18 protein-coding genes, 2 tRNA genes and 1 pseudogene are annotated in these 21,265 nt (G+C 53.3%); 16 read left to right on the forward strand and 5 right to left on the reverse strand.

The annotated features are described in order from the left end of the window. The 6 genes from dnaA to CSTAT_RS00030 all read left to right on the forward strand — a co-directional run bounded on the left by dnaA (position 1) and on the right by CSTAT_RS00030 (position 8,823). Positions 1 to 1,836 (forward strand): chromosomal replication initiator protein DnaA, encoded by a 1,836-nt coding sequence (dnaA, locus tag CSTAT_RS00005; RefSeq protein ID WP_075722050.1) that lies wholly within the window; start codon positions 1 to 3, stop codon positions 1,834 to 1,836. A gap of 743 nt (positions 1,837 to 2,579) precedes the next feature. Further along, positions 2,580 to 3,776: a DNA polymerase III subunit beta gene (gene dnaN, locus CSTAT_RS00010; RefSeq protein ID WP_066791926.1), complete on the forward strand. Its 1,197-nt coding sequence runs from the start codon at positions 2,580 to 2,582 to the stop codon at positions 3,774 to 3,776. 12 nt (positions 3,777 to 3,788) lie between these two features. Continuing rightward, the gene (gene recF, locus CSTAT_RS00015) at positions 3,789 to 5,033 is read left to right on the forward strand and encodes a DNA replication/repair protein RecF (protein WP_075722051.1); all 1,245 of its coding nucleotides are present in this window, start codon (positions 3,789 to 3,791) and stop codon (positions 5,031 to 5,033) included. Beyond that, the gene (locus tag CSTAT_RS00020) at positions 5,026 to 5,622 is read left to right on the forward strand and encodes a DciA family protein (RefSeq protein WP_075722052.1); all 597 of its coding nucleotides are present in this window, start codon (positions 5,026 to 5,028) and stop codon (positions 5,620 to 5,622) included. The genes recF and CSTAT_RS00020 overlap by 8 nt, the downstream gene beginning before the upstream one ends. A gap of 301 nt (positions 5,623 to 5,923) precedes the next feature. After that, positions 5,924 to 7,999: a DNA topoisomerase (ATP-hydrolyzing) subunit B gene (gene gyrB / locus CSTAT_RS00025; RefSeq protein ID WP_066791932.1), complete on the forward strand. Its 2,076-nt coding sequence runs from the start codon at positions 5,924 to 5,926 to the stop codon at positions 7,997 to 7,999. A 74-nt stretch (positions 8,000 to 8,073) separates the two neighbouring features. Next, positions 8,074 to 8,823 carry a hypothetical protein gene (locus tag CSTAT_RS00030; RefSeq protein WP_075722053.1) on the forward strand — a complete coding sequence of 250 codons (750 nt, stop codon included), beginning with the start codon at positions 8,074 to 8,076 and terminating at the stop codon, positions 8,821 to 8,823. A gap of 46 nt (positions 8,824 to 8,869) precedes the next feature. On the opposite strand, the gene CSTAT_RS00035 is transcribed toward CSTAT_RS00030, so the two are convergent. The 3 genes from CSTAT_RS00035 to CSTAT_RS00045 are packed head-to-tail and all read right to left on the reverse strand — an operon-like array spanning position 8,870 to position 9,813. Beyond that, complete coding sequence (locus tag CSTAT_RS00035) at positions 8,870 to 9,310, reverse strand: DUF6918 family protein (RefSeq protein ID WP_075723740.1); 441 nt, start codon at positions 9,308 to 9,310, stop codon at positions 8,870 to 8,872. Positions 9,311 to 9,331: 21 nt separating this feature from the next. Continuing rightward, a complete protein-coding gene (locus tag CSTAT_RS00040) occupies positions 9,332 to 9,538 on the reverse strand; it encodes a cell filamentation protein Fic (RefSeq protein ID WP_244892856.1) in 207 nt (68 codons plus the stop codon). A gap of 50 nt (positions 9,539 to 9,588) precedes the next feature. Then, on the reverse strand, positions 9,589 to 9,813 hold the full coding sequence (locus tag CSTAT_RS00045; RefSeq protein ID WP_066791940.1) for a CopG family transcriptional regulator: 225 nt from the start codon (positions 9,811 to 9,813) through the stop codon (positions 9,589 to 9,591). A gap of 69 nt (positions 9,814 to 9,882) precedes the next feature. Between CSTAT_RS00045 and gyrA the strand changes: the two genes are divergently transcribed. The 8 genes from gyrA to cycA all read left to right on the forward strand — a co-directional run bounded on the left by gyrA (position 9,883) and on the right by cycA (position 17,118). Further along, positions 9,883 to 12,453, forward strand: coding sequence for a DNA gyrase subunit A (gyrA, locus tag CSTAT_RS00050; RefSeq protein WP_075722055.1), 2,571 nt, complete (start codon positions 9,883 to 9,885; stop codon positions 12,451 to 12,453). 5 nt (positions 12,454 to 12,458) lie between these two features. After that, on the forward strand, positions 12,459 to 12,818 hold the full coding sequence (locus CSTAT_RS00055; protein ID WP_066791943.1) for a DUF3566 domain-containing protein: 360 nt from the start codon (positions 12,459 to 12,461) through the stop codon (positions 12,816 to 12,818). A 209-nt stretch (positions 12,819 to 13,027) separates the two neighbouring features. Next, positions 13,028 to 13,104, forward strand: a tRNA-Ile gene (locus CSTAT_RS00060). 10 nt (positions 13,105 to 13,114) lie between these two features. Beyond that, a tRNA-Ala gene (locus CSTAT_RS00065) sits at positions 13,115 to 13,187 on the forward strand. Positions 13,188 to 13,444: 257 nt separating this feature from the next. After that, positions 13,445 to 13,615, forward strand: a complete 171-nt coding sequence (locus CSTAT_RS13690) for a hypothetical protein (RefSeq protein WP_231869235.1) — start codon at positions 13,445 to 13,447, stop codon at positions 13,613 to 13,615. A 687-nt stretch (positions 13,616 to 14,302) separates the two neighbouring features. After that, a complete protein-coding gene (locus CSTAT_RS00075) occupies positions 14,303 to 15,091 on the forward strand; it encodes a metallophosphoesterase family protein (RefSeq protein ID WP_075722057.1) in 789 nt (262 codons plus the stop codon). A 30-nt stretch (positions 15,092 to 15,121) separates the two neighbouring features. Next, the gene (locus tag CSTAT_RS00080; RefSeq protein WP_211273018.1) at positions 15,122 to 15,529 is read left to right on the forward strand and encodes an NUDIX hydrolase; all 408 of its coding nucleotides are present in this window, start codon (positions 15,122 to 15,124) and stop codon (positions 15,527 to 15,529) included. Positions 15,530 to 15,687: 158 nt separating this feature from the next. Beyond that, the gene (gene cycA / locus CSTAT_RS00085) at positions 15,688 to 17,118 is read left to right on the forward strand and encodes a D-serine/D-alanine/glycine transporter (RefSeq protein WP_075722058.1); all 1,431 of its coding nucleotides are present in this window, start codon (positions 15,688 to 15,690) and stop codon (positions 17,116 to 17,118) included. Positions 17,119 to 17,177: 59 nt separating this feature from the next. Here cycA and panC read toward each other — a convergent pair whose 3' ends face one another. Further along, positions 17,178 to 18,032 (reverse strand): pantoate--beta-alanine ligase, encoded by an 855-nt coding sequence (panC, locus tag CSTAT_RS00090; RefSeq protein ID WP_075722059.1) that lies wholly within the window; start codon positions 18,030 to 18,032, stop codon positions 17,178 to 17,180. Next, positions 18,029 to 18,840 (reverse strand): annotated as a pseudogene (panB, locus tag CSTAT_RS00095) (3-methyl-2-oxobutanoate hydroxymethyltransferase). Before panB ends, panC begins: the two are co-directional and overlap by 4 nt. Positions 18,841 to 19,134: 294 nt before the next feature. Here panB and sucC point away from each other — a divergent pair. Together sucC and sucD are read left to right on the forward strand one after the other, a co-directional pair. Then, on the forward strand, positions 19,135 to 20,328 hold the full coding sequence (gene sucC, locus CSTAT_RS00100) for an ADP-forming succinate--CoA ligase subunit beta (protein WP_075722060.1): 1,194 nt from the start codon (positions 19,135 to 19,137) through the stop codon (positions 20,326 to 20,328). A gap of 24 nt (positions 20,329 to 20,352) precedes the next feature. Continuing rightward, the gene (sucD, locus tag CSTAT_RS00105) at positions 20,353 to 21,261 is read left to right on the forward strand and encodes a succinate--CoA ligase subunit alpha (protein ID WP_075722061.1); all 909 of its coding nucleotides are present in this window, start codon (positions 20,353 to 20,355) and stop codon (positions 21,259 to 21,261) included. Positions 21,262 to 21,265: the final 4 nt, after the last annotated feature.

Raw genomic sequence — 21,265 nt, forward strand, 5'->3', positions numbered from 1 at the left:
GTGTCTGACCAACAATCGTCCCTGAATTCCACGTGGCGTGCCATCGTCGAAGATCTGATTCGGCGCTCGGAACAACCCAACTCGGAAGTTCCGACTTTTACTGCGCAGCAGCGAATTTACCTGCAGCTTTTAAAGCCCATCATGATCAATGATGGCTATGCACTATTGGCGACCCCGGATCAAAATGGCCGAGACATCGTCGAAGCAGAGCTTTCTACCCATATCGCCGCCGGACTATCCCGCCAGATGGGACGCCCTTGTTCTATTGCGGTTACTGTGGCACCCCCACAAGAAGTTGCGCAGTCTCAGACACAGCCTGCGCCACAAATGGGACAGTTTGATGTAGAAGAACAACGCCCGCGTTTAAACCAGGTCGATGTCACCAACCAGAACTTTCAGGAAGTTCAGCCTTCTGCATACGAGCCAGCCCCCGATCAAAACCTCAACCAGAATTACAGTCAGCAAGAGCACAACTTCCGCTCTCCAGATTCTGCGGCGTGGCCCACCTCAACTAATTTGGGGCAACAACCACCGCAAACGCAGCAGACTCAGCAAACCCATCACGATCAGCGGGAGCAGAATCCCCGCTTTAATGACCTTGCGAGCAACCGTCATGACATGACTGAGGATCCATCGTCTGGCTCTTTTGGATCGCAACAGTCTTGGCAGACTAGTCATTCCGCAGCAAACCTGGATGATCTAGCTGATATTTATCAAAGTCAGCAGTCGCACCAGACTTCTTTCCAGGCGCCATCCTCAGCGCGTATTCCCCGTGAGCGCCCGGCACATGATCCCAATCGCGAACAATCGTTGAATCCGAAGCACACCTTCGATAACTTCGTTATTGGATCCTCGAATCGTTTTGCTAACGGTGCCGCGGTAGCCGTAGCAGAAAACCCAGCCCGTGCTTATAACCCTCTGTTTATTTGGGGCGGCTCCGGCCTGGGCAAAACCCACTTGTTGCATGCAGCGGGTAATTACGCGCAGCTGTTGCACAAGGGTCTGCGCGTGAAATATGTATCTTCGGAAGAATTTACTAATGACTACATCAACTCTTTGCGTGATGATAGGCAGGAATCTTTCAAGCGCCGTTACCGCAACCTCGATATTTTGATGGTTGATGATATTCAGTTCTTAGAAGGTAAAGAATCAACCCAGGAAGAGTTCTTCCATACCTTCAATGCTCTGCACCAAGCCAATAAGCAGATTATTTTGTCCTCGGACCGCCCGCCGAAGCAGTTGACCACTCTGGAAGACCGGTTGCGAACCCGCTTTGAAGGCGGACTGATTACAGATATTCAGCCGCCAGATCTGGAAACTCGTATTGCCATTTTGATGAAGAAGGCGTCTGCCGATGGCACCACCGTTGATCGAGCGGTCTTGGAACTCATCGCCTCGCGCTTTGAAACTTCTATTCGTGAGCTTGAAGGCGCGCTGATCCGTGTCTCCGCTTATTCCTCTTTGGTCAATGAACCGATCAACATTCAAATGGCAGAAGTTGCGCTGCGCGACCTGGCACCAGATTCTGCGGCTGAACAAATCACGCCAAATACGATTATTGAAGTCACCGCAGAGTACTTCGATATCGATGTCTCAACTTTGACCGGATCTGGTAAAAAGCGCGATATTGCTCATGCCCGACAGCTGGCGATGTATCTCTGCCGTGAACTGACAGATCTTTCGCTACCGAAACTTGGTGAGCAATTCGGCGGCAAAGACCACACCACTGTTATGTACGCCGAGCGCAAGATCCGAAAAGAAATGACAGAAAAGCGTGAGACCTACGACGAGATCCAGGTCCTTACTCAACGCATTAAGGGACGCGCCCGAAGCTAACCCCGATCTTCTGCCCGCTTAGCCAAGATTATTTCTCTTGGTTAGGCGGGTTTGGTGGTTTTAGTGCTCTTAGCAGGCAAAAAGTTATCCACAAGGTTATTCACACTTGTGTAATTCCATTGTTGTAATTTAATGAGCTTGCTCACAAGATCGATTTTCACAAGCTCAAAAAAACCTCCGACCTGCTGTGATCACCGCTGTGCGATCTCAGTGGATAACTTTGGCCCTCCTGTGGATAACTTCCGTGTAATTCGAGTTATCCACAATTGCCCCGATCTATCCACAGCTTGATCACATGTGATCACACACGATCGATCTACCCGCCGACCTCCGTTTTCTTGTGCTTACCCACAGGATTCACAACGGTTATTACTACTACTAACTTTATTTCTAGATCAGCTAGAAGAAAGGGGGCCTGTGTGGAAGTTCGAGCACCCGCCGCCAGGAAGCGTCGATTTCGCGAATTACAAAAACTTCAAGCGAGTAGCGCCAAAGCGCCGCGACCGGTTAAGTTAGAAGCAGTTGCAAGAAAGCAATTTTTGTAAGTTGCTAGATCCCAAGAATTTTTGAAACCGGGAAGATTCAGGTATTTCGCTGCGCTGTTGGTAACTACAACTTGTTGTTCATCACCAGGTAACTAGCAGAAATGACCAGAAACGACCTAGTCGGCGTGCGTTGAATGACAACAGTGTGAACACTGGGCACGACGCATCGAAAGTGAGTCAAGGAGAGTAAAGACGCACATGGAAACCCTAACGACCAACGCCGTGTCTTTTCGTGTGGCTAAAGATGACCTCAGCCATGCAGTTGGATGGGTTGCCCGAAACCTACCGACGAAGGCCGCGCAGCCAGTACTGCGAGCAATGATTTTCACCGCAGATGACAATGGCTTAGAGATCGCCGGATTCGACTACGAAGTTTCGACTCGTGTTCGAATCGCCGCTGAGATCGAAGAACCAGGACGTGTTGCTGTAGCAGGCAAACTTATGTCTGACATCGTTGCGGCTATGCCGAATAAGCCGGTTGATATCCGTCAAGAAGACACCAAGGTTTTGATCCAGTGTGGTTCTTCGCGTTTTGAGCTGCCGACTATTTCTTTGGAAGATTACCCACAGTTGCCGGTCTTGCCTGAGGTTACAGGTAAAGTTCAACCACAGCTTTTCTCAGAAGCTGTCTCCCAGGTTGCGGCTGCCGCTGGTAAAGATGACACGCTGCCGATGCTTACGGGTATCAGCATGGCTATCGAAGGCAAAGAAGTAACTTTGACGGCAACGGACCGTTTCCGTCTGGCAGTGCGTACTTTGGAATGGGAACCAACTGCTGAAGAAGTAAAAACTCAGTTGTTGGTACCAGCGAAAACGCTGCAGGAAACTGCGCGTTCTTTGGATTCGCACATCACTGATCCCATTGAAATCGCTGTTGGTACTGGTGACAGCATTGCAGCTGATGGTCTATTCGGTTTGCACGCAGATAACCGCGAGACCACAACGCGTATGCTCGATGCCGATTTCCCAACCGTTTCTCACCTTCTGCCTAAGTCGCACACCGCGATGGCATCGGTTGAGATCGGACCACTGCAAGAGGCTATTCGCCGTGTCTCCTTGCTAACTGATCGTAACGCCCAGATCCGCATGCTCTTTAGCGAAGGCGAAGTACAGCTAGCTGCAGGTGCCACCGATACCGGTAATGCCGAGGAAACCATTCCTTGTGCTTTTACTGGTCGCGATGAATTACTCATTGCTTTCAACCCGGGCTTCCTCAAAGACGGCCTCGCTGTAATTCCAACGGATCGCGTCGTTTTCGGATTTACTGAGCCATCACGTCCAGCAATTATGATCCCTGAGCCAGAAGAACTGCCAGAAGCAGATGAAGATGGTAATTTCCCAACTCCGGATACCTTCTTCACTTACCTTTTGATGCCAGTACGTTTACCTGGTTAAACTACGCACTAGATGTATATTCGTGAGCTTGACCTGCGTGATTTTAGATCGTGGTCGGAGTTAAACCTCGATCTGAATCCCGGCATAGTGTTATTTGTTGGCCGTAACGGTTTTGGAAAAACCAATATCGTTGAGGCCTTAGGCTATGTTGCGCACTTAAGCTCGCACCGCGTTAGCCAAGACGCACCGCTGGTAAGACAAGGCACTTCTAGTGCTCGCGTATCAGCTACCGCGGTCAACCAAGGCCGCGAGCTCACAGCGCATTTATTGATCAAACCGCATGCCGCTAACCAGGCGCAGATCAATCGCACCCGGTGCAAAACTCCGCGCGAATTATTAGGTGTTGTAAAAACTGTTCTTTTCTCGCCGGAAGATTTAGCGCTGGTGCGCGGGGAACCAGCAGAACGTCGCCGCTATCTCGATGACATTGTTGCTACGCGTACTCCGCGTTTAGCTGGGGTGAAGGCTGATTATGACAAGGTTTTGCGCCAGCGCAATGCATTGTTGAAATCAGCATCGTCAGCCATGCGTCGGGGGTATGGAGACACCGAAGGTGCTTCGGCCTTATCGACTCTCGATGTGTGGGATACCCAGCTAGCAAGCCTGGGCGCGCAGGTCATTGCAGCCCGCCTAGAGCTCATTGACCAGCTAACTGAGCTGATCCCTGCAGCATATGAGGGGTTAGCGCCAGAATCGCGGCCAGCGCACATTGCGTATAAATCCACCGTCGATTTCACTGATCGAGAAGTCTTAGAAGCAGTCATGCTCGCAGAGCTGGGAGCTAAACGTCACCGCGAGATCGAGCGCGGTATCTCTTTGGTCGGCCCGCATCGCGATGATGTGGAATTACACCTAGGCACGGCGCCGGCGAAAGGTTTTGCGAGCCACGGTGAGACCTGGTCCTATGCCATTTCTTTGCGCTTTGCAGAGTTTCAACTGCTGCGTTCCGAAGATTCTGATCCAGTTTTGATCTTGGATGATGTTTTTGCGGAGCTCGATGCCAAGCGCCGTGAAAAATTAGTCAAGCTTGCTGCCGATGTCGAGCAAGTCTTTATTACCGCTGCAGTAGATGAGGATCTACCGGAGAACTTAATCCCGATGCAGCGCTTCGAGATCGGTGTAGAAGATACAGATAGCGGCCGCATCTCGATTTTGCGTACTCCCGACAAAAGCCCTACTGAGGAAGATACTGTTGCGCCTAGAATAGAAGAAAAGGAGCACGGCGAATCGGATAAGGCTGGTGACGAAGATGTCTAATACAGACCCCGTTCAACAAGCCTTTGAGCATATTCGCAAGCGTTCGCCGAATCCGCCGAAGCTGCATCACGTATCTAAGTCCAAAGTCGCAAAAATGCCGGTGGACAAACCTCAGGAAATCCCTGTCCCCCAGGTGCCAGGTTTTGATATAGCGGAATTATCAAAGACTCCGCGCCCCCGTTATCGCGGCAAAGGTCGGGAAACCGGAGCAGATGGACGTCGGCGCCGGCGTAGTGTTGATATTCCAAAGCTTGGTTCGCATATTGCCCGTGAAGTGACTTCGCGTGGCTGGGAACATGATTTGGCTCATGGGTGGATTACTGGCCATTGGCACAAGCTGGTTGGTGAGAAAATCGCGCAACATACGCATCCTGATCGGATTGAAAATGGCATTATCTATGTTGCCTGCGATAACTCCAATTGGGGTACGCAACTGCGTTATTTACAACGGCAGATCTTGCAGCGGATTTCTGAGCAAGTGGGCCCCGATGTCATTTATCAACTGAGAATTTCCGGCCCCAAACAACATAAGAACTATGAAGGGCCAATGTGGGTAAAACCGCAGGGCTCGAAGGATACATACGGTTAAATTATCAATCTCGATCTAAAACCCTGTTAACCTGCTTGTTCTCAGCGGCTTTTATTTCGCTGAGGGCGTTGGACGCTCAGCAAAGGTAAAAATTAACGCATATTTTAGCGTTTGGGCGAAGTGGAGTCTGCCTAGGTAGGGGGACACAGTGTAGAATGGATAAAGTCTTAGAACTACATAGACGCTAAGTTCAGCTGCCTTGTTTAGTTCACCCTTAGTTTTAAGGGTTTATCGCATTATTGATTTCTATGATGGCGCCTTTGCCACCGTATAAATTTGGAATAAAGGAGTACACGGTTTCGTGGCTACCCAACCGGAATATAACGCTGGGTCTATTACGATCCTGGAGGGCTTAGAGGCCGTCCGTAAGCGTCCAGGTATGTATATCGGCTCCACCGGTCCTCGTGGTTTGCACCACCTGATCTGGGAGGTCGTTGACAACTCGGTCGATGAGGCCATGGCGGGCCATGCCTCCAAAGTCATTGTTCGCCTCATGGCAGACGGCGGAGTGGAAGTTACAGATGATGGCCGTGGTATCCCCGTCGGCATGCACGCCTCAGGTGCGCCGACGGTCCAGGTTGTAATGACGCAGCTACACGCTGGCGGTAAGTTCGACTCGGACTCTTATGCTATCTCTGGTGGTCTGCACGGTGTTGGTATTTCTGTGGTGAACGCGCTGTCTACGCGCGTGGAAGCAGAAATCAAGACTGATGGTAAGCACTGGTACCAGGAGTTCAACAACGCTGTTCCGGAAGAACTCAAAGAAGGCGGCAATGCCCGCGGTACTGGTACCAAGATTCGGTTCTGGGCAGATCCAGAGATCTTTGAAACCACCGAGTATGACTATGACACCATCGCGCGTCGTCTGCAGGAGATGGCCTTCCTTAATAAGGGTCTGACCATCCAGCTTATTGATGAGCGGGTGACCAAAGAACAGCTAGATCTTGAAGCTATCGCGGATGCAGAATCCGGCGAAAAGCAGCTCGACAGCACTTCTTTTGATGATGAAGACGTTGATGACTTTGAAGAAGAAGGCGCGGATACCCCTGCGCCAGCAAAGACTGAAGATTCATCAAAGAAGCTGCAAAAGAAGGTCACTTACCACTATCCAGATGGCCTGGTTGATTACGTTAAGTACCTCAACAAGACCAAGTCCGCGATCCACCCAACCGTGGTTGCCTTCGATGTTAAGGGCAATGACCATGAGGTAGAGGTCGCCATGCAGTGGAACCAGGGCTACAAGGAATCTACTCACACCTTCGCGAATACCATCAACACTTATGAAGGTGGTACGCACGAAGAAGGTTTCCGTTCCGCGCTGACGTCTTTGATGAACCGTTACGCCAAAGAGCACAAGCTCATGCGCGAAAAAGATGGCAGCTTGACTGGTGATGACTGCCGTGAGGGTCTTGCAGCAGTTGTTTCGCTAAAGGTTACTGATCCGCAGTTCGAAGGCCAGACCAAGACCAAGCTGGGCAACTCGGAGATCAAGGGCTTTGTGCAGCGCGCGGTCAATGAGCACCTTAATGACTGGTTTGATGCGAACCCGGCGGAAGCCAAGGCCATCGTCAACAAGGCGGTAGCGTCCTCGCAGGCGCGTGTGGCAGCGCGTAAGGCGCGTGAATTGGTACGCCGCAAGTCCGCGACGGACTTGGGTGGTCTGCCAGGTAAGCTCGCCGATTGCCGTACTAAGGATCCAAAGATCTCTGAGCTGTACATCGTGGAGGGTGACTCCGCGGGTGGTTCGGCAAAGGGTGGCCGTGACTCAATGTTCCAGGCTATTTTGCCGCTGCGCGGCAAGATCTTGAACGTGGAGAAGGCTCGTATGGATAAGGTGTTGAAAAACGCCGAGGTCCAGGCCATTATCACCGCGCTGGGCACTGGCATCCATGAAGAGTTTGATATCTCCAAGCTGCGCTACAACAAAATCGTGCTGATGGCTGATGCCGATGTCGATGGCCAGCACATCGCTACCTTGTTGCTGACCTTGCTCTTCCGCTTCATGCCGCAGCTGGTCGAAGAGGGCCACGTGTACCTTGCTAACCCACCGCTGTACAAGCTCAAGTGGGGCAAGGGTAAGCCAGGCTACGCCTACTCGGACGCAGAGCGTGACAAGTTGCTGGAAGAAGGCCTGAACGCTGGCCGCAAGATCAACAAGGATGACGGTATCCAGCGCTACAAGGGTCTGGGTGAGATGAACGCATCCGAGCTGTGGGAGACCACGCTGGATCCGACAAACCGCATTTTGCGCCGCGTGGATCTGGAGGATGCACAGCGCGCCGACGAGCTCTTCTCCATCTTGATGGGTGATGATGTCGCGGCACGTCGTTCCTTTATTACCCGTCGTGCGAAGGATGTCCGTTTCTTGGATATCTAAAATAAGCAGTTGCTTATCGATACACCGTTGAAGCGAAAATACGCTTCAACGGTGTTTTCTCTATTCTGGGGCGCATGACCGTTGAGATCCTGACCACCCGGTTCATCGCGAAGCCAGAATACCTTGACCACGCCTATGCGCTGTATGAGAAACGTATTGCCCAGGCGGAAGCCAAGATCTTGGCATATTCACTGAAACCTCTCCCGAGTGATGATGAATTCGAACTGTGGTCTCTTCGGACCCAGGCTGTCTATGACCAGCTGGATTCACCACTGCAGTGGCACTTATACGAGCTCAATGCTTTGGTCGAATTTGATGAAGAGAAAGTCGATGATGATGAGCTGCGGGAGAAGTTCTTCTTCGAAGATATCCGTGAACCAACGGCGTTTCCAGGCACATTAATAGGTAGCTTTGCAATGAATTTACGGCGCAAGCCGCGAACGAAGTCTGAGATCGCAGCTGGTCAGGAGGATTTGAAGCCTTTGACTTATGTCACCGTAGCGTTCTTCGCTGCCCCGGAGAAAGCAGGAATTATTCCGGAGTTATTCTCCGATTTTGTTGAGGCAACTGATCCGATTGTTCACAGTGGAGCCCCGACTGAGGCAGATGTGGCAGAGAAACCGAACTATGCCGGACCATTGTGGATGCAGGCAGCGCAGTCCGAGCTAGATATGGCTGGCGACCGCATCCCGTATGGCTCTAAGCGGTTGTGGCTGGGCTGCATCCTCATTGACTATGACGCAGAAAAGCTCCGCGAGCACCTGCCAGAATCATTAGATCCAAACAATTTCGTACTTGCAGAGCTGTACCCAGAACCCTTTTAGGAAACCTAAGGGATGTGAGGGATGAATTAACGGGATCTATTCTCGCTTAATTCATGTGTTTATGCAGGATGCTGCCTAGATCGGCGACTTTTCCTTCAACGATGGAAGCGCCTTTATTGCGCAGGGATTTATATGCTCTAGCAACCGGTGCAATGGTGATGCGCTCAGCGTGCTGATCGGCGGTGGACATGAGAGCATCGGCAACAGCCGCGGAATCTTTGTCTAAGAACGCGCCGAAGTCCTGGGAATCGGAGGACTCGAAGTCTGACCAGTATGGTTCCAAATCACCCAGCATATCGGGCAAGATTTTGTTGAGGCCCCGGGAGATAAAATCAGGGCTGACCTTGGTGGCAGCAGATACCGCGCCTTTAATAGCCATGCCGGAGATACCGGATTGCTCTGCAACGGTTTTGTCTACGAACTGGGATAAATCTTTGAGAACTAAAGAGCGAGTTTCTGGTTCCAGTAGCTGGGAGAGATTCGACATGCTGACCATAGTAGCTGGATATTAAGCCATCTCTTGGGAATCTAAGTAGATTTTGGCGCAGATCGCGGCGAATTCCTTATTGTTCCCGCTTAATGCTTCCACTTTGGTCAATACATCATTCAAGCTGGCGGCTGCTTGGTAGATATTGTCGTGGATGGCGATGCCATCGATACGCGCATGCGCTGCAGCGGAGGCTGCTACCAACGCTGAATAATTAACAATCCGCACGCGGTGAGTTTCGCAAAAGCGTTGGGCGACAATGAGGAGTTGTTCTGTTCTCATCGCAAAGCCTGCCCACGAGAACGGCGGATATCGGCTTCTAATTCACGGTGTCCTTTGATGTGCTCACGCGCTAATTCATCCACGGTGGCATCTTGGACAGTTCGCGTAGCGGCCAGGGCAATAGCGCGGACAACGGCCTCATGTTTGGACGTGCCGTGCGCGGATGCGAGCAGGGTTAATGCGTGATCTTGTTCGGGAGTTAAACGTAGGGTCATCGCCATAGCCAAAATGGTATCACCGTGATACCACGATCGGGCATTAAATGGCCGGAAAGGCTAGAATAGGGCGTTATGAGCGATGATAACGGCGATCTTTTTGACAAGATCCACCCCATTGACATCAATGAGGAAATGGAAACCAGCTATATCGACTATGCAATGTCTGTCATTGTTGGTCGTGCGCTACCAGAAGTACGCGACGGTCTAAAGCCAGTACACCGTCGCATTTTGTATGCGATGTACGACTCGGGCTACCGTCCTGAGCGCGGCTATGTGAAGTCTGCGCGTCCAGTTGCAGATGCCATGGGTCATTTCCACCCACACGGTGACTCGGCTATTTATGACGCGCTGGTGCGTCTGGCGCAGCCATGGAATATGCGTTACCCAATGATTGATGGCCAGGGTAACTTCGGCTCCCCAGGTAATGACGGCCCGGCAGCAATGCGTTATACCGAGTGCCGTATGACGCCTTTGGCGATGGAAATGGTCCGCGATATTCGCGAAAACACCGTGGACTTCTCACCAAACTACGATGGTAAGACCCAAGAGCCAGATATTCTGCCATCGCGTATTCCTAACCTGTTGATGAATGGTTCCGGCGGTATTGCCGTTGGTATGGCCACCAACATCCCGCCGCACAACCTCAACGAATTGGCTGATGCCATTTTCTGGTTGCTAGAAAACGCAGAAGCTTCCGAAGAAGAATCTCTGGAAGCGTGCATGAAGTTTGTGAAAGGTCCAGACTTCCCAACTTACGGCTTGATCGTCGGCGATAGCGGCATTAAGGATGCTTACACCACCGGCCGTGGTTCTATCCGCATGCGCGGTGTGACTTCCATTGAAGAGCAGGGCTCACGCCAGACCATCGTTATTACGGAGCTGCCTTACCAGGTCAACCCAGATAACTTGGTCACCAATATCGCGGAGTCCGTGGCCAACGGCAAGATCGCTGGTATTTCCAAGATTGAAGATGAATCTTCTGACCGCGTGGGCATGCGCATTGTTATTACGCTCAAGCGTGATGCCGTAGCGCGCGTGGTGCTCAACAACCTGTACAAGCACTCCCAGCTGCAAACTTCCTTCGGCGCGAATATGCTCTCCATCGTTGATGGCGTGCCACGCACCCTGCGTATCGATCAGATGCTGCGCTACTACGTGGCTCACCAGATCGAGGTCATTGTTCGCCGTACCCAGTACCGCCTGGATGAGGCTGAAAAGCGCGCACACGTCCTGCGTGGTCTGGTTAAGGCACTGGATATGCTCGATGAGGTCATCGCGCTGATCCGCCGCAGCCCAACCGTGGATGAAGCCCGCGAAGGTTTGATGTCCCTGTTGGACGTTGACACCATCCAGGCCGATGCCATCTTGGCCATGCAGCTGCGTCGCTTGGCTGCTCTGGAGCGTCAAAAGATCGTTGATGAGTTGGCAGAGATCGAGCTTGAGATCGCTGACTACAAGGACATTCTGGCCAAGCCTGAGCGTCAGCGTGCGATCGTGCATGATGAACTGCAGGAAATCGTCGAAAAGTATGGCGATGAACGCCGCACCCAGATTGTTGCTGCAACCGGCGACGTAACCGACGAAGACCTAATTGCCCGCGAAAACGTAGTTGTCACCATCACCGCTACCGGCTACGCCAAGCGCACCAAGGTTGATTCCTACAAGGCGCAAAAGCGCGGTGGCAAGGGCGTGCGTGGCGCGGAGTTGAAGCAAGACGATATCGTCAAGAACTTCTTCATCTGCTCCACCCACGATTGGATCTTGTTCTTTACCAACTTCGGTCGCGTCTACCGCCTCAAGGCCTATGAGTTGCCAGAGGCATCGCGCACCGCGCGTGGCCAGCACGTGGCGAACCTGCTGGAATTCCAGCCGGAAGAAAAGATCGCCCAGGTCATTCAGATTCAGTCCTATGAGGATGCGCCTTACCTTGTTCTAGCAACCAAGCAGGGGCGCGTGAAGAAGTCCCGTCTGACTGATTATGAATCCGCACGTTCTGCTGGTCTGATTGCGATCAACCTCAATGAGGGTGACTCTTTGATCGGTGCGCAGCTGGTTTCTGATGGTGACGATATCTTGCTGACCTCTGAGCAAGGCCAAGCCATTCGCTTTACTGCCGATGATGAGCAGCTGCGCCCAATGGGCCGTGCAACTGCCGGCGTTAAGGGCATGCGTTTCCGCGGCGATGACCAGCTGCTGAGCCTGTCTGTCGTCCAGGAAGGCGGCTACCTGTTGGTGGCTACCTCCGGCGGCTACGGTAAGCGCACCGCTATCGAGGAATACGCTCCACAAGGCCGCGGTGGCTTGGGCGTGATGACCTTTAAGTACACGCCAAAGCGCGGCAAGCTGATCGGTGCGATTACCGTGATGGAAGATGATGAAATCTTCGCTATTACCTCTGCTGGCGGCGTTATCCGCACTGAGGTCAATGAGATTCGTCCATCCTCGCGCGCAACCATGGGCGTGCGTTTGGTGAACCTGAGCGATGATGTTGAGTTGCTTGTCATCGACCGCAACGTGGAAGATGATGGGGAAGAAGAAGCACTGGCTGTAGCTAAGGGCGAAAAGACTGTGGAGGATGCTCGACAGGAACTTGACCCTAGTAAGCCAGGTGACCAGGACAACGATTCCGACAACAAGGAGTAATTCCTATGGCACGACGAAATGTTTCGCTGAAGCGAATCACACCGCTATCGGCGTTTCGCGTCGGTTTGGCCATGTCACTAGTGGGTCTAGTGGCCTGGTTGATAGCAGTAGTGCTGCTGTACTTTGGCATGAGCCAGTTCGGGATTTGGGAGTCAATGAATTCTCTCATCTTCGATGTCGGTGGATCGCAGAAGATTACTTTCGGCATGGTCTTCGCCATCTGCGCGCTGATCGGCGTGGTGGTGGCCATTTTCAACACCATTTTGGCGCCGCTGTTGGCAGTTATCTACAACTCCATCGTCGATCTTTTCGGTGGGCTAGATCTTGGCCTGCAGGACGCTAACAAGTCCACGAAGTCCAAATAGTTAAACCTGTTTAGACCTTGAAGCTCGAAGGCCCCACATCAGCATTTATGTGCGATGTGGGGCCTTCGAGCTTGTCGATGTCTCCTTGCATCCAATCTTTGAGCAACCAGCGAAAACTGCAATCTTAAATCGAGGTTAAAAACCTTGTTTAAGCTGGCGATTTGTTCTTCTTCGAACCCGCTTGTATAGTTACTACTCGTTCCGCTTAAGGGCCTATAGCTCAGTCGGTTAGAGCGCATCGCTGATAACGATGAGGTCGCAAGTTCGATTCTTGCTAGGCCCACCAACGGAACGATGGGGCATTAGCTCAATTGGTAGAGCACCTGCTTTGCAAGCAGGAGGTCAGGAGTTCGATTCTCCTATGCTCCACAGTTTAAAGGCTTGGTAGATTTTCTACCAAGCCTTTCGTGGTTTCTGCGACCTTTTTAGGCTAACGCCAGTTTTTAACTGATCAGGGTCTTGAGGGAGATGCCCTCAGCTTTGTCTCCAGCTACGGGCTTAGACACACCACGAAATGATCTTTCGCAGGAACGAGCCGTTGATAGGCACCGCTATGAGCTTGTCGATGACAACACCATCCGCGTATTCTTTCCGCAGGTTCGAAGAGCTGTTTTGGAACTCGCGCGGTGGCGGAAGAAACCGATGAAGCCGTTGAAATCGCGGTTATTGAAGGAAGGTTCCATGGCGCACCGGATGTGTGCACGCTCATCGCAAGGCAAGCATCAATTTTGGTGGAGACCTCGCAACCGGTCGAGGTTCGTGAGGTTATTCCTCTTGCCGATCCGGAACTGAACTAAGAAGAAGACTGTAAAGTCATCTTCTTTAGTAGCGTCACAGTAATGCGAGATTTAACTGCCAGAGCTATAGCCGGGTGCCTAGTGGAAACTGACATTGATCCAAGCTTTGATCGACAGCTATGGGACGTTGAGTGGCTTCAGTCTTATTCGAAGTTGAGCTCGCCTTTAATCTGACGCTTGATTTCAAAGAATTTCGGAACACCCACGCCAGTACCGGTTCCAGCAAGAGCCTGGTGAGTGGATTCGGTTGAATACGCCAAGGCTGGGGAAGGAGGATAGATTCGCGCTTTCTTATGACTCCTACCGCAGCGCTGCTTATCTGGACGAGCCTAAGCTGGAATGTGTCCGAATCAGCATTTGGGCATGGAGATTGCAGTAATCGGTACCGCGGCCGCGAGGTCTTGGAGCAGGGCTTAGCGGGGGCAGGAGGCATCGGGTACCTGTCGATTACTACCGTGCCGAGGTCTTGTAAGAAGAAGACCTGGTCGAAGGAAAAGTGCGATTCTTGATTGCGCGCTCGGCACAGTGGATGGAATTCGCATTGAATCCAGCTGCGGTGGAAGAACGTGAGGATGAATCGGTTGCCGCTGCCGAGCCAGCCAATCGCACGACTGCGGGACCGTAACCCCTCCGCTTGCCGGAACTTACACGTTTGGTGCGAACCGCGCGCGGCGATAACCTCAATTTATGGCACGCACGTTGTGGGCAGTAAGCGATCTGCACGTTACCTTCGAGGAGAATCAGGCGGCTGTTGATAGGCTGGCTCCCCGCGATCCCGGTGATTGGTTGATCGTGGCTGGCGATGTCGCCGAACGCATCCCGCAGGTTGTGCAGGCGTTAAAACCGTTGACCAAGCGTTTCGCCAAGGTGATTTGGGTGCCGGGCAATCATGAGCTGTTTAACCGTTCGACAGAACGCATCCGCGGCAAGGCGCGCTACCGCGCCCTGGTGGGGGAGCTACGCGCGATTGGCGTGGTGACCCCGGAAGATCCGTACCCGGTATTCGGGAATGTAACCATCTGCCCGCTGTTTACGCTCTATGACTACAGTTTTCGCCCGCTGGGGCTGACAGCAAAGCAGGCAGTGGCGAGAGCAAAGATAAAGCTTGACGATGAGCTTGCGATCGCGCCTTACGTAGACATCGAAAAGTGGTGCGCCGAGCGGGTTGAATACTCCGAAGACCGACTGAATACAGTGCGCGGGCAAACCATTTTGATCAACCACTGGCCGCTGGTGGTGGAACCGACGCATCGGTTGCGGGAGCCGGATATTGCTTTGTGGTGCGGGACCACGGCGACTAGGGATTGGGCGGTGAAATACCATGCGCAGTTGGCCATCCACGGTCACCTACACATTCCGGCGGAAACGCGCGTGGATGGAATAAGCCACATCGATGTTTCACTGGGTTATCCCTTTGAAAAGCATCCGCCGCATGCTCGTCGCCGCTGGCCACTGGAGGTTATGCGGGTGTCGTAGAAATTCCAGAAGGAGCGTAACCTCAAAGCCATGATTGAGCCTCTGATTCATGTCAGCGCGGTTGTTTTTCGCGACGTAAATGACAAAGTTTTAACCGTGCGCAAGCGCGGGACGGAGAAATTCATGTTTCCAGGTGGCAAACCAGAGCTGGGGGAGAGCGCTTTGGACACAGCGATTCGCGAAGTTAAGGAAGAAATTGGTATCGGTTTAGAAGCTAAGCAGCTAACCCAGATAGGGGTCTTTGAGGCCCCCGCTGCCAATGAAGCAAAACACACAGTGGTTGCCACGGTGTTTACTTACGACGGCGATACAATTGAACCGCAAATGGCTGCTGAGATTGCGGAACTATCCTGGGTATCGCCGGATCAGCCTGATGTTGTGCTTGCGCCTTTGCTCGCTGATTTTGTCTTTCCCGCCATTAATTCCAAGGTGTCTTGACGGCACTCTTATCTCCGAACACGCGAAGCCTAGTGTCTCCACAAAGGGGTTGGAGAGCTAGTGGTAGTTTTTCTATCAAATAGTAGGTACGTGCGAGAGCGCGCAGTGACGCTCTACCATTTAAGCTCCTACTTTCCCATTAGCAAGACAGGTAGATTATGGCATCTTATGATCCCGGGCATTCACAGGTTAAAAATACAGGAGTAGAACTCGACTCTCACGTGGAGTCAGACCATCTCCAACGCGGTCTTAGCAACCGACATATCCAGTTGATTGCCATTGGCGGTGCTATCGGCACCGGACTATTTATGGGATCGGGCAAAACCATCTCCCTTGCTGGTCCTTCCGTAATCTTGGTGTATGGCATCATCGGTTTTATGCTCTTCTTCGTCATGCGGGCGATGGGTGAGCTTTTGCTCTCGAACCTCAACTACAAGTCATTGCGTGATGCCGTCTCGGACATCCTCGGGCCTACCGCTGGTTTCGTATGCGGCTGGACCTACTGGTTCTGCTGGATTGTCACAGGTATGGCTGATGTCGTGGCTATTACCGGCTACACCCAATACTGGTGGCCAGGTATCGCGCTGTGGATACCTGGAGCATTGACGATTTTATTACTGCTCGGGTTAAATCTCGTGGCAGTCCGCCTCTTTGGTGAGTTGGAATTTTGGTTCGCAATCATCAAGCTGGTGGCTATTACCGCGCTCATCCTCGTCGGCGCGGTGATGGTTATTTCGCGCTTCCAGTCCCCAGATGGGGATATCGCCGCGGTTTCAAATCTGATCGACCATGGCGGCTTCTTCCCGAACGGAATCACGGGCTTCCTCGCCGGATTCCAGATTGCTATCTTCGCCTTCGTCGGCGTGGAGCTCGCCGGTACCGCTGCCGCAGAAACCAAAGACCCAGAAAAGAATCTTCCTCGCGCGATTAACTCGATTCCTATTCGTATCGTCGTGTTCTACATCCTGGCTCTTGCGGTCATCATGATGGTTACCCCATGGGACAAGGTCCACAGTGACTCCAGCCCATTTGTGCAGATGTTTGCCCTGGCTGGATTGCCGGCGGCAGCAGCCATCATTAACTTCGTGGTGCTTACCTCTGCCGCATCGTCGGCGAACAGTGGTATTTTCTCCACCTCACGCATGCTCTTTGGTCTGGCGCGCGAAGGCCAAGCACCTAAGCGTTGGGGCATCTTGTCCCGTAACCAAGTTCCAGCCCGCGGCCTGCTGTTCTCAGTAGCGTGCCTGGTCCCGAGCCTGGCAATCTTGTACGCCGGCGCCAGCGTCATTGACGCCTTTACGCTGATTACCACCGTGTCTTCTGTGCTGTTCATGGTGGTGTGGAGCCTGATCCTCGCAGCGTACCTTGTCTTCCGCCGCAAGTTCCCAGAACGCCATGCAGCATCCAACTTCAAGGTCCCAGGTGGGGCGTTTATGTGCTGGGTTGTTCTCGCTTTCTTCGCGTTTATGGTCGTTGTACTGACCTTTGAAAATGACACTCGGTCCGCTTTGATGGTCACCCCAATCTGGTTCGTGATCCTCTTGGCCGGCTGGTTCATCTCCGGCGGAGTCAAGCGCGCTAGGAGGTGAGCGCAACAAAGCCCCGCCACAGAAAAACGCGAGGACTTCGTGCATTAAGACGAAATATATTAGATGTCCATGTTGTCTATCAGACGGGTGTCACCGACGGAGATAGCGCCCAGTGCTAGAGCAGGAGCGGTTGGAGGCCACGCAATCGGTTTGAGCGTCTTAGGGCTGACAACTTCGAGATAGTCCAGCTCCACGCCAGGGGAGTTGGAAAGCTCGGCGCGAGCTTGCTCGAGATCTATGCGGCGTTCGCGCAGTGCGGTGAGTGCTGTGGGTAAAGCCAAGGCATTTTGCCGATCAGCGGCGCTGAGGTGCTGGTTGCGGCTGGATTCGGCAAGGCCATCCGCGCCACGAATAATGGGCACCGCGCGGATATCAACGCGCAGGTCCAGATCGTTGACCATGCGCCTAATGACTGCCAGTTGCTGGGCGTCCTTTTGCCCGAAGTAGGCGCGGTGCGGCCGGACGAGGCTAAACAGCTTTGCCACCACGGTGGCGACCCCATCAAAGTGCCCGGGGCGGCTGGCGCCTTCCAGCTGTGCACCCATCTCGCCCGTGCGTACCCATATTTCCGGTGTGCCCTGTGTATACATCTCCTCTACATCGGGTGCGAAGATGATGTCCACGCCGGCAGATTCCAAAAGCTTCGCATCGGCCTCGAGTGTCCGAGGGTAGTTGCGGTAATCATCGCAGTCTCCAAGGTCGGCAAATTGCAGCGGATTTACAAAAATACTCGCCACAACCACGTCATCATCCGATGTATTTTTCGAGTCCCTATTGGCTAGGTCGGTGCGTGCAGCACTGACCAGGCTTAGGTGGCCTTCGTGCAGTGCGCCCATCGTGGGCACCAAAGCGATGTTTTCGTGGACTGAAGAGAGGGCATCGATAAGCTCTGCTTTGGTCTTAATCAGTCTCATTCGTAGGATTCCTCCGCTGCGGGGAAGCTGCGGGCGGAAACGTCGTCGGCGTAGGTGCGGGCGGCATCGAGAAGTGATGTGCCTAAATCGGCATACTTGCGTACGAAACGGGCCGTCTTGCCGCGGTTAAGGCCGAAAGCATCCTGCCAGACCAGAATCTGGCCATCGGTGTCGGGACCTGCGCCAATTCCGATCGTGGCGATGGAAATTTCGCGGGTACCTCCGCTGCGATCTGGGCTGGTACCATCTCCAGCACGACGGCGAAAGCACCAGCGGCCTCCACGGCGCGGGCATCGCGGGTGAGCTTATCCGCACCCGAACCGCGGCCTTGAATAACCGGGCCGCCCAGAGCGTGCTCGGATTGTGGGGTGAACCCGATGTGGCCGCAGACGGGAACGCCGGCATCGACAATCGCGCGAATGGTGTCAGCGCGCTCCACGCCTCCTTCGATCTTGACCGCGTGCGCACCGGTTTCTTTCATGATCTGCACCGACGTTGCCACAGCCTGCTGCGGGGAAGCCTCGTAGCTGCCAAAGGGCAGGTCAACGACCACTAGAGCGCGCCGGGCTGCAAGGGTAACCGCCTTGGCCAGGACAATCATTTCATCCACGGTGATGGACAAAGTGGTGTCACGACCTAAGACCACGTTGGCGGCGGAGTCGCCGACGAGCAGCATATCGATGCCTGCCTCATCAAAAATGCTTGCTGACAAAGCATCGTAGCTGGTCAGCGCAGAGATCGGGGTGCTGGCGGCTTTTGCTTTAAAAAAGTGGCGGGTGCGTACCCGCTTTGCAGAAATTCCTGACATGGCCAAAGTATAACTGCGCTAGAAGGGGTTAGTTTCCAATATAGGGGGAGGAATTTGGGGGTATATCGCGCCAAGTTGGCGAAGTAGCAGCATGGGCGATGTGTCGGCTAGCGCAACTGCACTCCCAGCAGATTTATAGGCCTAAGTCCGCGGCGTTCGATTGCTGCAAAGTGTGTGAAATGTTCTTCGCAATCCCTGCTATCTTTTTGGCCAAAGTGTAGATACTGTGACGCAATCTCTAATACACTGTGATTTTGGTTAAACTCCCATGACTGACGAGAATGGAGTCTCACTGTGGACCTTTACGAGTACCAAGCTCGTGACTTGTTTGAAAAGCATGACGTACCTGTACTTCGTGGCATCACCGCTACCTCGCCTACGCAGGCAGAAGAGGCAGCACAGAAGCTGGGCGCAGGCGTCGTGGTCGTAAAAGCCCAAGTGAAAGTAGGTGGACGGGGTAAGGCCGGTGGCGTGAAATTAGCCAAGAGTCCGTCCGAAGCAGCAGAAGCTGCTGATGCGATCCTGGGCTTGAAGATCAAGGGTCACACAGTTCGTCGCGTGATGGTTGCCGAGGGTGCAGACATCGCGGAAGAGTACTATTTTTCCATTCTCTTAGACCGCACCAAGCGCCGCTACCTGGTGATGTTGTCCAAGGAAGGCGGCGTGGAAATTGAAACCCTCGCCGTGGAACGTCCAGAAGCACTGGTGCGCCGCAGCTTCTCCCCGCTGGATGGCATGACTACCACCTTGGCGCGTGACATTGCGACCGAAGCAGGTTTTAGCGAAGCAGAAACCGTCAGTCTGATTCCCGTCTTCAAGAAGCTTTATGACACCTACGTGGAAGAAGACGCAACCTTGGTAGAGGTCAATCCGTTGGTCAAGACCAGTTCAGGGGACATGGTCGCGCTTGACGGCAAGGTGTCTTTGGATGAAAACGCTGCCTTCCGCCACCCAGACCATGCCGAACTGCAAGACCACAGTGCGCAGGACCCTCTAGAGCTGAAGGCTCAGAAGATGGGTCTAAACTACGTCAAGCTTGACGGCTCCGTCGGTGTTATCGGCAATGGTGCAGGTCTTGTGATGTCCACGCTGGATGTTGTTGCTTATGCCGGTGAGGGTCTTGCGAGTCAGCCCAAGCCAGCAAACTTCCTCGACATCGGGGGCGGTGCAAATGCGGAAGTCATGGCCGATGGTCTTGAGGTGATCTTGGGCGACGCGCAGGTCAAGTCCGTCTTTGTCAACGTCTTCGGCGGCATCACCGCCTGCGATGAGGTTGCTAAGGGCATCGTTCAGGCATTCCGCATCCTGGAATCCGAAGGTATTGAGCCGAAGCCACTGGTTGTGCGCCTTGACGGCAACAATGCTGAACTGGGCCGTTCTATTTTGGAAGAGGCCAACCTGCCGAAGCTTCAGCAGGTTGGGACCATGGACGAAGCCGCCCGCACCGCAGCTGAACTTGCTGATTCCGCCATAACCGTCAACGCCTAAAGACTTAAAGGACGACAATTTCTCATGGCTATTTTTCTCGACTCTGATTCCAAGATTATCGTTCAGGGCATGACCGGTTCCGAGGGCATGAAGCACACCCAGCGCATGCTCGGTTCAGGTTCCAATATTGTTGGCGGCGTTAACCCCAAAAAGGCGGGGGAGACCATATCTTTTGAAACCCGTGAAAATATCCCGGTCTTCGGTACTGTGCGCGAAGCAATTCAGGCAACTGGCGCCAACGTCACCGTCATCTTTGTTCCTGCCAAGTTCACCAAGTCTGCTGTGGAAGAGGCTATCTACGCCCACATTCCACTTGCTGTTGTAATTACGGAAGGTGTTCCAGTGAAGGACACCGCCGAATTCTTTGCGCTGGCTAAGGAGTCCAACACCCGCATCATTGGCCCGAACTGCCCAGGGCTTATCACTCCAGGTCAGTCTAATGCGGGAATTATCCCGGCGGAGACTGCGCCAGAGCCAGGTTCCATCGGCCTGGTATCCAAATCCGGCACGTTGACCTATCAAATGATGTACGAGCTGTCTGACATCGGATTTTCCACCTGCGTTGGTATCGGCGGTGATCCAATCATTGGTACCACTCACATTGCTGCGATTGAACAATTCCAGCGGGATCCTGACACCAAGGCAATCATGATGATTGGCGAGATCGGCGGCGATGCTGAGGAGTACGCAGCCAACTACATCGCGGAGTATGTGACCAAGCCAGTCGTTGCGTACATCGCCGGATTTACCGCGCCAGAAGGAAAGACCATGGGCCATGCTGGCGCTATCGTCTCCGGCTCCTCCGGAACCGCGGAAGGTAAGAAGCGTGCACTCGAGGCCGCTGGCGTGCGTGTTGGGAAAACTCCATCGCAAGCTGCGCAATTGATGCGTGAGGCACTTGCGGCGGCAGAAGCAAAGCCGGCACGCGTATAGACGC

This window comes from Corynebacterium stationis (assembly GCF_001941345.1).
Lineage (GTDB): Bacteria > Actinomycetota > Actinomycetes > Mycobacteriales > Mycobacteriaceae > Corynebacterium > Corynebacterium stationis.